We start from the raw sequence: 12,868 nt of genomic DNA, 5'->3' as shown, positions 1-12,868 counted from the left end.
AGAAATGGATGCCTATATTCAAGATATTTTAGATTTGATCGAGTGGGCCAATGGTCCTGCTGATTCAAAGTGGGGAAGCGTTCGGGCAAAGGCAGGACATCCAAAGCCATTTAATTTAAAGTACATCGGTATTGGGAATGAGGATTTGATTTCGGACGTTTTTATAGAACGCTTTACAATGATCTATCACGCGATTCAAAAGGCGCACCCAGAAATTACCATTATCGGAACCGTAGGGCCGTTCTCAAGTGGCTCTGATTATGAGGAAGGATGGCGCTTGGCCGATGAGCTTAAGATACCTATGGTCGATGAGCATTATTACCAGCCTCCAGGGTGGTTTATCCATAATCAGGATTTTTATGATACCTATGATCGCAGTAAATCCAAGGTGTATCTTGGAGAATATGCTGCCCATCTTCCTGGACGTCCTAACAATATTGAAACCGCCTTAAGTGAGGCCTTATATCTCACTAGTATAGAACGCAATGGTGATATTGTCCAGATGAGTTCTTATGCGCCTTTACTGGCCAAGGAAGGGAGTACGCAATGGAATCCAGATTTGATTTATTTTGATAATAGCCAGGTGCATTTAACCCCTGGATATTATGTGCAAAAGCTATTTGGAAATCACAGCGGAACACTTTATTTTGATCACCAAATGCAGTTGTCCAGTAGCCGTGGGGATGTAAAGAAAAGAGTAGCGGTCTCTAGTGTGCTCGATGAATCTTCTAATGAACTTATCATCAAAATGGTGAACCTTTTGCCTGTGAGTATTGAGACCCAATTGGATCTAGGTGGATTTAAGCTGGCTCCTAAGGTGGCATCGATGTATACGCTAAGTGGACATCCGGATGATGAGTCCGCAACACCTCAGCGAAGTGAGGTTGATTTAAATACTTCGAAAACTATGAACCTTAAACCGTACTCACTACAGGTGATTCGGATAAAATTGTTATGATTATTATGAGAACATTATGTTTGTTATTGGTAGGGATAGCACTGAGCTTTAACAGCCTTGTTTGGGGACAATCCTATAAGGTGGGGCCTGAGGAAAAGGATTTTAATGCCTACTTGTTTGCGTATTTTAAAGGAAATGAGGTAGAAAACGAGGCACTTTGTTATGCCATCAGTACGGATGGTTATAATTTTAGAACCTTAAATCAAAATAGGCCTGTATTGGATTCTAAGAAAATCAGCTCTACTGGTGGGGTACGTGATCCTCATATTCTTAGAGCGCAGGATGGAAAGACCTTTTATATGGTGATGACCGATATGACCTCTTCGAAGGGATGGGACTCCAATCGTGCCATGGTGCTTTTAAAGTCTACGGATCTGGTAAGCTGGACTTCATCGGTGGTAAACATCCAGAAGAAATACAGTGGACAGGAGGATTTAAAAAGAGTATGGGCCCCACAGACCATCTATGATGCACAGGCAGGTAAGTATATGATATATTGGTCCATGAAGCACGGTGATGGTGTGGATATTATTTATTATGCGTATGCTAATGATGATTTTACTGATATTGTTGGCGAGCCTACCCCGTTGTTTCTTCCAGAGAATGGGAAGTCTTGTATCGATGGGGATATTGTAGAGAAGAATGGATTGTATCATTTATTCTATAAAACCGAAGGACATGGAAATGGAATTAAACGAGCGATCACCAATTCGCTGACCTCTGGAAAATGGATAGAACAACAAGGATATAAACAACAAACCACAGAGGCCGTGGAAGGGTCCTGTATTTTTAAATTAAACCATAGTGATACCTATGTGCTGTTGTACGATGTGTACATGGAAGGTAGTTATCAGTTCTGTCAAAGCAAGGATTTAGATGTGTTTGAGAATATAGACACGGAGATATCCATGGATTTTCATCCTAGGCACGGAACGGTGATTCCTATTACGCGATGGGAGTTAAAAGCACTCACAGATAAATGGGGGATCCCTGATGGTTTTGACATGCCTACAGCTTCTAATCCGATTATCCCTGGGTTTTATGCAGATCCTGAAATTCTCTATGCCAAGAAGGACCAAAAGTATTATTTGTATCCAACTAGTGATGGGTTTGATGGCTGGGGAGGCTATTATTTTAAAACGTTTTCTTCCACCGATCTTGTGGATTGGAAAGAGGAAAGGGTGATCTTAGATTTGAAAAAGGATGTTACTTGGGCCAATGGTAATTCATGGGCCCCTGCGATTATCGAGAAAAAGAAAGGTCGAAATTCTTATAAATATTACTATTACTATAGTGGTGGAATGGACGGGGGAACCAAGAAAATTGGTGTGGCTGTGGCGGATGATCCTAAAGGGCCTTTTGTGGACTCTGGAAAGCCGCTTATTGATTTTAAACCTGAAGGGATTCATAGGGGGCAAGAAATTGATCCTGATGTATTTACCGATCCTAAAACGGGTAAAAGTTACTTGTATTGGGGCAACGGTTATCTCGCGGCTGCGGAGCTTCAAAAGGACATGGTGTCTTTAAAGAAAAACACCTTAAAGGTCATGACACCTGATGCTACTTTTAGAGAGGGTATTTATGTGTTCTATCGTAAAGGATTGTATTATTTCCTTTGGGCAGAGGATGATACGCGCAGCCCTAATTACAAGGTGCGATATGGGTATTCGAAATCGCCTATGGGTGAGCTTACCATCCCTGAGGATAATATAGTAATTATGAGAGAGGATTCTAAAGAGATTTATGGTGCAGGTCATAATTCGGTGATTCAAAAGCCTGGAACAGACCAGTGGTACATCGTATATCATCGTATGTTTAAACCAGGTGGAGTAGATATGCCTAATGGTGCGGGAGGGTATCACAGGGAAGTGTGTATGGATGAAATGGAATTTAATTTCGATGGAACCATTAAAAGAGTGATTCCTTCCAATTAAGGGGTATGTATAATAAGTATGATAGGATTTGCTTAATTTTAATTATTGCATGACCTATCTACGAATTCACTTGTAATGAAGTCAAAGAATCACATAACAATTTATGATATCTCAAGGAAGCTTAAAATAAGTCCTTCTACGGTATCAAGGGCCTTGAATAATAACCCTAGAGTGAATGCTCAAACCAAAAAGCTTATTGTGGAAACTGCCAAGCAGATGAACTATAAGCAGAACAAGCTTGCCTTGGCGTTGAAGTCTGGTCATAGCATGGTGGTGGGTGTGGTGGTCCCTTTTATTGATAGAAGTTTCTTTTCTACCGTCATTCGTGGTATTGAAGAAGAGTTAAAGCCCTTGGGATATCATGTGATTATTTGTCAAACTGGTCAGGATGCTTCTGCAGAGCAGGAAAATATTCATGCCTTGTTAGATGCTCAAGTGGATGGGGTATTTCTCTCAAGCAGTATAGGCAGGGAAGAAAGCAGGGCTCATTTAAATCATGTTTTGGATCAGGATAAACCGCTTATTTTTGTGGATCGATGTGTGGAAGTTACCGATGCCAGTGCAGTGGTAATTGATGATTTTAAGGGGGCGTATCAGGCTACGTCTCACCTAATTGATCAAGGGTGTAGAAACATTGTTCACTTTGCAGGTGATCGAAAGTTTGATATCTATGAGAATAGGTTCTTGGGCTATAAGGCGGCACTTAAAGATCACGGTATCCGTGTTGATTTAAAGAGGTATGTGATTCATACCGATAGTGTTATTGAGAACGGTAGAAAAGCCATAGCACGTTTGTTAAGGGATGGGACTGTATTTGATGCGGTATTCTCGGCGAGTGATTTTGCGGCCATTGGTGCTTATTTAGAGTTGGAGGAGCAGGGTATAGTTATTCCAGATCAGGTGGCGCTGGTTGGTTTTGGAAATGAACCATTTATCAAGTATACTAGGCCATCTATTAGCTCTGTGGATCAATCTCCGTTGGAGATGGGGCATCGGGCTGCTCAGTTATTTTTACACCGTATAAAGCAAAAGGATGATGAGCCGGTTTCGCAACATATTGTCCTTCCCGCGGTATTGCATATCCGTAATTCTTCTATGAAGCATTAAATGTTTATTCTAAAAACCTTTCAAGATAAAATACCTGATTAACTTCCTTTTTGTTTAATCGCTTATCTAAACTTTCCATAAAGTCCCCCCTTGCTCTATGTAGCGGTATTATGGAAAAGTTTAAAATTAGCGGTGTGATTTTATAACTAAAATTATTTCCAGATAGGTTGTTCTTAATTCACCTTACTAAGAGTATGGTATTTTTTACTTGGGTAATTGGAATTACCTAAGTTATAGTGATATTGTTGTATTTTTAAAAACTAAATGGAGGATATTCGGTGATGTAAAAGTTGTCCATTTTTCAGAGTGCATTGTAATATTGATACTTAAATCATGTTTGCAGCATTTAAAGCTGTTTATATTAAGGTGGTTTAAGTAGTGTTTATATTTGGTAGAATAAGAAGTTGTTAAATGTCCTTGGTTTAAAGATATTATTTATTAATTTTAGTGACGATAGCCCACGTATTGTATGTTAACATTAAAAAGCTAAATTTGTATCCATTTTTCAATCGGGATTGATGTTGTTTAGTTATTGAAAAACATTTACTTACTAGGATGGATAATCCAAAAAACCACTTAAACTTATTAGATTTCGGAATTATAGGGGAACAACTCTCGATAAGCGAGCTCCTACATTCTTCATACCTCCGAGGAAAAGAGGATTTCCGAAGTGAAATAGAAACAGATTTTAAAAAAAAATTACAATCTGCAGCGCATTCCTCCTCCTTGCTTAGGTCTAAACTTTCAGAAATTCAGGTGGATATTTTTGATATGTATTTGAAGTTTATAGATTTTAATACTTTCAAATGTTTAGTAATCTTAAATAAGGATGATTTTTATGATAAAGAAAAAAGATGGAAGTCCTACAAATTGGCTGAGCATATAAATAGTACAAATAGTAGGATAGATTTAACTTTTTCTTTTATGTCTAGTTCGGAGGATTTGATGGTTGAAAACATTTCATCTGACGGCTATATATTTAAATATGGACCAGAAGATGTATAATGCCTTCCATCACGCATCCCACAATCTAAAGCCCACAACTATTTAAAAGAATCATCGAAGTTCCCAGACTGGGAAATAACGACCGCATTTTATACCTCTTTGAAATTTTTTGAAGGAAGTCTTTTTCCTGGATCGTATTTGATGCCTGGAAAAGAAGATGCGGCTCAATACATGGAGTTCAAAAACTACAATGAATATAAGCGAATTTTTCATAAATTTTGTCGTGGAACTCCACATGATATTATGAAAAGATTTGTTCAGTATAATACTACGGAAGATATCTGGAGAAGCTATAGCGATTTATATGACCTTTGCCATAATTCCAGATACAAAAATTATCGCGTAGATCTATTGGATTAAAAATAGCCAGAGAATCATTAGATCTGATAAAGAATTACTGTACTGAAAATTTGAAATAGTAATTCAATTTTTGTTGCAGCTGCATCAACGAAACTCTAATTGATTTTTCGCCAGTAATACATCAATCCTCTAGATCTTTTGGCAGGGTAAAGTAGAATGTGCTGCCTTTTCCGAGTTCAGATTTAATCCAAAGTTTCCCCCTGTTTTTGACAATCATTTCTTTGCAGAGATTCAGTCCTAATCCTGTACCTTTTTCATTTTGAGTCCCATAGGTGGTGTTAAATGTAGTTTTATCAGAGGTTAGATCATTGATGAATTCCGGATCCATCCCCACACCATTATCACTAATCTCAATTTGATACTCGTTGCCTATTTCTTTGGCTTGAATGTAAATCTTACCGTTATTCTCGGTAAATTTTATTGCATTGTTAATGATATTTCTAAATACCAGGTTGATTTGTTCCCTATCGACATAAGCGATGGACTTTGGCGCTATCCTTTGTTGAATAACAATGTGTTTCTTTTGAGCTTGCTCACTGAGAAGTTGAACATTCTGCTGGGCTAGTTTTCCGATATCACAGGGTTCTGGCTTGGACTTTGCACCTTTCATTTGCGCCTGCCCCCATATCAAAAGGTTGTTTAAGGTAAATGAAATATTCTTGACTTGTTCACTTAACTGAGGTGCAAATTGCATAAAATCCTTTGCATTGATCTGATTGTCCTTTAAAAGGTCTATCAATCCGTTCAAAGAAGCAATAGGAGCTCGTAGATCATGGGCAATAATAGAGAAGAACTTGTTTTTGGTTTCATTGAGTTCTTGGAGTTCTCGCTCTCTTTTTTTTAAGTCAAAGTTTTTATTGGCTAGCAGGCTGTTGAGTTTTCGTTCTAGTTTTCTACTTCTTTGGGTGAAGAACAATATGGTAAGTAGGACCATCCCACCAAAGGAGTACAGATAGATCCATAGACGCTGTCTGTTGAGCTTTTTCTCATTTTCAAGGATTAACTTATTCTCTTTGGCTATAAAATCCAATTGTGCTTCGTTTGCGGCAATGCTTTTGGAATTTTCTAAATTAAAAATGCTGTCATTGTAGCGTTTGAATTCTTCGTGATAGGTCAGTGCCTTGTCGTATTCTCCTAATTTTTTATAGAGCAAATAAAGGGTTTTGGAGCACGCTTTAAGATCTTCAAAGGAGTTTAGTTGCTGTGCGTTTTTTAGCGCCTGGTCGGCGTAGTGTTGGGCAAGATCATATTCTTTAATGCCCATGTATGTTCGCGCAATCCCGTTTAGTAGCGAGGTTTTTTCTCTTTTGTCCTCTATGTTCTCATAGAGATCCAACGATCGCATAAAGATGTTTAATGCTTTTTCATAATCCTTGATTTCTACATAAAGTTGTCCCTTGACCTTTAAAGCATAGGCAAGCCAATCCTGATAGCCGTACTTTTCAAAAATTGGAATACTAGCATTAACGTTTTTTAAACCTTTCTCGTACTCTTTGGTTTTTAATTGAAAACTAGCCATGTTACTCATGGTCTCCGCCTGGGCTAAAGTGTTGTTGGTCTTTATATTTATTTCCTGGGCTTTGTCTAAAAACTCCAAGGCTTTTTTGTACTCCTTTTGAATTCCATAGGTGATTCCTAGATTCTCGTATATCAAACTCAAATAAGAAATTTCCGCTTGGGTTTTGTCTTCTTTGTTCTCGGCCAGGTAAATTCCTCTTAGGCTGTATTCCACCGAGTTTTGAATATCCCCACTGTATTCATAAAAGGTGGCAATATTGCTATAACAGATTAACAGGTAATAAAGACTTTGGATTTCTTCCGCCTTTTTAAGTGCCTTTTCTGCCAAATGAATTGCGTTGGTTTGGCGGCCGAGCTCACTTTCATAAAAGGCGATGTTGATTAGCGCCTCAATTTCTCCTTTGGTGTAACCAATGGATTTAGAAAGGGCTAAACTTTCCTTGGCGTAATAATAGATGCTATCCTTATCGACATAGTAATTCGCAAGACTGTACTGGTTAATCAAATCAATATACGAGCTATCCTTCCTTTTTTCCAAAGGGAGGTTGGAATAGGTTTGTATGAGGTTTTGTAGGCTATCTAATTGTTTGTGCTGGGCATTGCTGTAACCTATACAAACCAAAAAGAATAACCAAATAGATAGGGTTTTCTGTACCATTCAGGGAGGTGTAAAGAGCTCAATTATACGGCATGTTATTATTTTTTTAGTTCTTTAAGATGTATAATGATTCTTTTAAGTTGGTTTTAGTTATAGTTGTTAATAATAGTGTAATCGCGTTAGTGTCACCTTACTAATCCAGTGATATATTTTTTATTTCTTTAAGTTTTGCTTTCCAGAGTTCGAGATCCTCATGGTGTTTCTCGATATTCTTGCGCACATCCATCACAATAGGGTTGTTGTCATCTGCATTAAAAAATTCTAGATTGTTTTCCAATTGTCGGATCTCTGATTTCACCTCATCTATTTTTCTTCGAATAAAGATGCGTTCGTTTTGAATGAGGTTTTCATTGTCGGCGTTTGCTAACTGGTCAACCTTACTGCCATATTTGATAAGCTCTGACTTTTGTTTTCCCAGGTCTAGTTTTTTAAATAGTCCATCGAGAATCTTATTGAACTTACTTTCAATATTTTTCTTATTCCTAGGTACTCTTCCAATGGATTTCCACTCTGCGATAAAATTTTTGATTTGCGTTAAATCCTTTTCTTTATCTCCGGATAACTTATAACTTTTTAAACTATCCAAGAAATCCTGCTTCTTCTGAAAGGCTTCGAGCTCTTCCTTTTGGTGTTCATTCTTACGTTCGTGAAGCCTATTAAAGTAATGATTACAAGCTGACTTGAATTCATTCCAGATCTTATCAGAGTACTTTCTAGGAACATGGCCGATCTTTTTCCAGTCCGCTTGAATTTTTTTCATCAAAGGAGTGATTTGTTCGAAGTCTTCACTGTCCTTATGCTGCTCAGCAATTTTTACCAACTCCATTTTTTTCTCTAAATTGGCATGCTGCGTCTTTTTAAGACTTTTATAATACTCGTTCTTAATGCGGTTGAATTGACGTACTGCACCTTTGAATTCAGCCCATGTTTTTTCATTGTCCTTATAAGGAACTCGGCCGGCATTGAAGAATTCCTCGCGAAGCGCTTCGATTTCTTTGATGAGTTTCTGCCATCCACCATGGTTTTTGGCTGGACGTTCAGCGATGTCTTTAATTTTCTGGATGATTTCTTGTTTGGCCACCAAGTTCGCCTCGTGAATCTCATCTTGGTTTTTAAAATATTCTTGCCGCTTTTGGTGAATGGTTTTGGTAGCAGCGCTGAAGCGGTCCCAAATATTTTCCCGATGTTCCCTATCAACAGGTCCTAGATCTTCCTTCCAAATCTTATGAAGGATCTGAAGTTCTCTAAAGGCCTTGTTGGCATCTGGTATTCCAGCCAAGGCTTCGGCTTGCTCAATGATTTTTAATTTTTCTTCTAGATTCTTTTTAAAGTCAAGATCTCTGAGTTCTCGGTTCAGATCAAGAAAGTCATAGAAGCGCTCCACATGGTGGTGATACGTACGCCAAACATCATTGTACTGAACCCTAGGGATAGGGCCAGCATTCCTCCAGCGATCTTGCAGGTTTTTAAAATGCTTATAGGTGTCGTTGATGTTTTCCTCGACATTAATGAGCCCTTTTAACTCTTCTATAATCTGTTGGCGAACCTCCAGATTGTTATTTAAGCGCTCTTCTAGGCTTTTGTAATATTGATTGCGCTTCTCTCTATAGAGACCATAGATTTCATTAAATTTCTTTTTAGCAGGGGAGATGTAATAGAAATCAACTTCGTTTCCTCCATCGTCAATAAAATCATCTTTCTTTTGTTCGTATAGGTCTTGATACTTTAGGTCGAACTCTGACTTGATCTGTTCAACATGGGTTTTTATTGCTTGAACGCGCTGTTTGCTAACTAATTTATCGAGCTCCTCCACAAGCTTTTCCATACTCATGGCATGATAATCCAACAGTGGAATATCATGACGATCTTTATTGCCCTCATCCTCGGCATCTTCTGCGTTGGATTGGTCAATTTCAGTATGGGCATCATCCTCTTGCGCATCCGCCTTAGACGGATCTTGTGCATCCTCCTTGTCATTCCCCGTCAAATCCTGCTGGGTTTCTTGTGGCTGCGATGTTGATTCTACTGTGGTTTCTTGGTTTTTCTCTCCATCTGCATCGTGCAGGTTATCATTTTTTTCGTCTAACATTCTCTAAATGTTTATGGTTCATCAATGCTTTGATGTTGAAAGATACTAACAAGTATGAAATTAGCCAAGTGTTTTGTTAGGAAGTGTGAAATATTTCGAATCTAAATTGGAGCCTATTTGATGGTTATACTAGAGGGATTTGCGCCGCACTGTCGAAGAATTTTTAAAAGTTAAATTCACTCTTTATACGCTCCTCTACCAAGTGGCATTTTTGGCTTATTCTTGGTGATTTCTCACCGATGTTTGTCCTTTTTAGAATAATTGAAAGGGATCGGGTGTTGGATTGTATTTTTTATTGCGATATCACTTGTTGGTTATGAATTTTGTAAAAAAGTACGTATTTTACAAAGGTCTTTTTAAATCAATTAAGTAAAAAAAATAAGGAGTTTCTAAATGGGGGTTATTAGGTAAATCTATGATTTAATAAATTATATAGATTAACATTATAGTTTGTTAACTTATAAGAATCGGATATTAGCCGTGTTTTAAATAATGTATAATTTAATTTGAACGTATAATGGAGAACATGACTGGCAAGGATAAATCCAATGGATCTTGTCCTTTTTTAAGTGGTAATTTAAACCAAACTGGCGGAGGCGGAACCGGCAGTAGCCACTGGTGGCCTAACAAACTTCGCATGAACATACTTCGTCAAAATTCATCGCTTTCCAATCCAATGGAGGCGGATTTTGATTATAAAAAAGAATTTGAAAGCCTAGACTTTGAAGCTTTAAAACAAGATTTAAGAGCGTTGATGACGGATTCTCAAGATTGGTGGCCAGCGGATTTTGGTCACTATGGGGGACTGTTTGTTCGTATGGCATGGCACAGTGCTGGAACCTATAGAGTAGGTGATGGTAGAGGAGGTTCCGGGACGGCTCAACAACGATTTGCTCCACTGAATAGTTGGCCTGATAATGTACTTTTAGATAGGGCAAGACGACTGCTTTGGCCAGTGAAGCAAAAGTATGGTAGAAAAATTTCCTGGGGGGATTTAATTATACTTTGCGGAAATGTGGCATTGGAATCTATGGGCTTTAAAACCTTTGGTTTTGCTGCTGGTCGTGTGGATGTATGGGAGCCCGCAGAGGACGTGTACTGGGGATCTGAAAAGACCTGGTTAACCTCGGAGCGTTATACGGGGAAAAGGGATTTGGAAGATCCTCTAGCGGCGGTCGTAATGGGACTTATCTATGTTGATCCTGAAGGGCCCGATGGAAACTGGGATCCACTTGCTGCGGCGGTGGATATTAGAGAAACTTTCGGAAGGATGGCTATGGATGATTATGAAACGGTAGCGCTGATAGCTGGAGGGCATACCTTCGGAAAAACCCATGGTGCTGCATCACCGAAAGAATATGTAGGGCCAGAGCCAGAGGCAGCTCCTATAGAGCAACAAGGACTTGGCTGGAAGAATAGTTTTGGAACTGGAGTAGGCGCACACGCCATTGGTGGTGGGCCTGAAGTTACCTGGACACAAACCCCTACCCAGTGGGATAATAGCTTCTTTAGAAACTTGTTCGAATATGAGTGGGATCCACATATCAGTCCAGCTGGAGCTAGACAATGGATTGCAAGAGATGCAGAAGAAAACACGCCTGATGCCCACGATCCTAATAAAAAACACCGGCCAACGATGCTTACTACAGATCTTTCTTTGCGAATGGATCCTGAGTACGGTAAAATTTCAAGACATTTTTACGAGAACCCTGATGAGTTCGCCGATGCCTTTGCGCGTGCGTGGTTTAAGTTAACCCACCGTGATATGGGACCAACAAGCCGTTATTTAGGTCCTGAAATTCCTAAGGAAGAATTGATTTGGCAAGATCCGATTCCAGCGGTGGATCATCCCTTAGTGGAGCAGGCTGATGTGGATGCCTTAAAACAAAAAATTGCAGAATCTGGTCTGACCATACCTGAGCTTGTGTCTACCGCTTGGGCTTCTGCTTCGAGTTTCCGAGGATCAGATAAACGCGGTGGAGCCAATGGTGCTAGAATTCGATTAGCTCCTATGAAAGATTGGGAAGTGAACAATCCAGCGCAACTTAGCAAGGTGTTGAATGTCTTGGAGAACATCCAAAAAGAATTCAACGCCTCCCAAAGATCTGGTAAAAAAGTCTCTTTGGCCGACCTTATTGTCTTAGGGGGTAGTGTTGGTGTTGAAATTGCTGCTAAAAAAGCGGGGTATGATGTGCAGGTGGAATTCACCCCAGGACGCATGGATGCTTCTCAGGATCAAACGGATATCGTTCAGTTTGAATACCTAAGACCTGCTGCTGATGGGTTTAGAAACTATCGAAGAACGAAATTTAAAGTTTCCACAGAAGAATTGCTTATCGACAAAGCGCAGTTGCTTACTTTGACCGCTCCTGAGCTAACGGTACTAGTGGGTGGAATGCGCGCATTGAATACCAATTATGATGGTTCTAAGCATGGAATCTTTACCGATCGACCAGAGACCCTAACCAATGATTTCTTTGTTAACTTACTTAGTATGAGAACGGTTTGGGAACCGATCTCTGAGGATGAAGAACTTTTTGAGGGGCGTGATCGTACCACAGGTGAACTTAAGTACACCGCTACACGAGCAGATTTGATCTTTGGTTCGAACTCGGAACTTCGTGCCTTAGCGGAGGTGTACGGTAGTGATGATGCGCAAGAAAAATTTGTTCATGATTTTGTTCGAGCATGGACCAAGGTGATGAATCTTGATCGTTTTGAACTGATCTAACAAAGTGTCCATAATTATGAAAGATCCGGAGCTGTAAAAGGCTTCGGATTTTTTTTATAAGAAGCTTCTTTAAATGATAGAAACGCCTAATATTACCGAGTGTCATCATTCCAAATTTCCCAAGCTGCTTCGGCTTGAAGCTTAAGCATTTGATAACCGTTTACCGCTGTGGCGCCCTTCTCTTGGGCGTGCTTCATAAAACTGGTTGTTTCTGGATTGTAAATAAGATCATAAACCAGGTGATCTGCGGTGATGTATTGGTAGGGGATCGCAGGCTTGTCTTCTACATTGGGAAAGGTTCCAAGGGGGGTACAATTGACAATTACCTTATACTGCGCTATGATTTCTTTATTTAGCTGCTCGTAGCTCCATTTATCTTCCGCGGCAGTTCGTGAGACTTTTTGGCAAGTTAAACCTAATGAATTTAACGCAAATTCTACGGCTTTGGACGCGCCTCCAGTACCAAGAATGAGCGCCTTTCGGTGCCCACTTTTTAGGTGCGGTGCGA

8 protein-coding genes and 1 pseudogene are annotated in these 12,868 nt (G+C 39.4%); 6 read left to right on the top strand and 3 right to left on the bottom strand.

From position 1 onward, the window contains the following. From VKY50_RS08805 to VKY50_RS08785, 5 genes are all read left to right on the top strand, one after another. Positions 1-958 (top strand): alpha-L-arabinofuranosidase C-terminal domain-containing protein (locus tag VKY50_RS08805; RefSeq protein ID WP_324300952.1); only part of this gene is annotated, 958 nt, incomplete at its 5' end. A 5-nt stretch (positions 959-963) separates the two neighbouring features. Beyond that, on the top strand, positions 964-2,892 hold the full coding sequence (locus VKY50_RS08800) for a glycoside hydrolase family 43 protein (protein ID WP_324300950.1): 1,929 nt from the start codon (positions 964-966) through the stop codon (positions 2,890-2,892). A gap of 75 nt (positions 2,893-2,967) precedes the next feature. Further along, positions 2,968-3,999 carry a LacI family DNA-binding transcriptional regulator gene (locus VKY50_RS08795; protein ID WP_324300948.1) on the top strand — a complete coding sequence of 344 codons (1,032 nt, stop codon included), beginning with the start codon at positions 2,968-2,970 and terminating at the stop codon, positions 3,997-3,999. Positions 4,000-4,554: 555 nt separating this feature from the next. Further along, a complete protein-coding gene (locus VKY50_RS08790) occupies positions 4,555-5,004 on the top strand; it encodes a hypothetical protein (RefSeq protein WP_324300946.1) in 450 nt (149 codons plus the stop codon). A 99-nt stretch (positions 5,005-5,103) separates the two neighbouring features. Next, positions 5,104-5,364, top strand: coding sequence for a hypothetical protein (locus tag VKY50_RS08785; RefSeq protein WP_324300944.1), 261 nt, complete (start codon positions 5,104-5,106; stop codon positions 5,362-5,364). A 121-nt stretch (positions 5,365-5,485) separates the two neighbouring features. Here the strand turns inward: VKY50_RS08785 and VKY50_RS08780 are convergent, their stop codons facing one another. Together VKY50_RS08780 and VKY50_RS08775 are read right to left on the bottom strand one after the other, a co-directional pair. Continuing rightward, positions 5,486-7,540, bottom strand: a complete 2,055-nt coding sequence (locus tag VKY50_RS08780; RefSeq protein WP_324300942.1) for a tetratricopeptide repeat-containing sensor histidine kinase — start codon at positions 7,538-7,540, stop codon at positions 5,486-5,488. Between the two features lie 133 nt (positions 7,541-7,673). After that, entirely contained in the window at positions 7,674-9,629 is a 1,956-nt protein-coding gene (locus tag VKY50_RS08775; RefSeq protein ID WP_324300940.1) for a DUF349 domain-containing protein, read from the bottom strand. A gap of 526 nt (positions 9,630-10,155) precedes the next feature. Here VKY50_RS08775 and katG point away from each other — a divergent pair. Continuing rightward, positions 10,156-12,360, top strand: a complete 2,205-nt coding sequence (gene katG / locus VKY50_RS08770; RefSeq protein WP_324300954.1) for a catalase/peroxidase HPI — start codon at positions 10,156-10,158, stop codon at positions 12,358-12,360. Between the two features lie 92 nt (positions 12,361-12,452). Here the strand turns inward: katG and aroE are convergent. Beyond that, positions 12,453-12,868: pseudogene (gene aroE / locus VKY50_RS08765) on the bottom strand (shikimate dehydrogenase); the annotation flags it as partial.

Source organism: Galbibacter sp., from assembly GCF_035306585.1.
GTDB lineage: Bacteria > Bacteroidota > Bacteroidia > Flavobacteriales > Flavobacteriaceae > Galbibacter.
Note: the sequence above shows the minus strand (reverse complement) of the source record. Positions and strands in the feature narration are given on the sequence as shown.

Excerpts from the sequence above, each read along its gene's own strand:
- VKY50_RS08800 (WP_324300950.1), top strand. The coding sequence starts at position 964 with ATGAGAACATTATGTTTGTTATTGGTAGGGATAGCACTGAGCTTTAAC.
- VKY50_RS08795 (WP_324300948.1), top strand. The coding sequence starts at position 2,968 with ATGAAGTCAAAGAATCACATAACAATTTATGATATCTCAAGGAAGCTT.
- VKY50_RS08790 (WP_324300946.1), top strand. The coding sequence starts at position 4,555 with ATGGATAATCCAAAAAACCACTTAAACTTATTAGATTTCGGAATTATA.
- VKY50_RS08780 (WP_324300942.1), bottom strand. The coding sequence starts at position 7,540 with ATGGTACAGAAAACCCTATCTATTTGGTTATTCTTTTTGGTTTGTATA.
- VKY50_RS08775 (WP_324300940.1), bottom strand. The coding sequence starts at position 9,629 with ATGTTAGACGAAAAAAATGATAACCTGCACGATGCAGATGGAGAGAAA.
- katG (WP_324300954.1), top strand. The coding sequence starts at position 10,156 with ATGACTGGCAAGGATAAATCCAATGGATCTTGTCCTTTTTTAAGTGGT.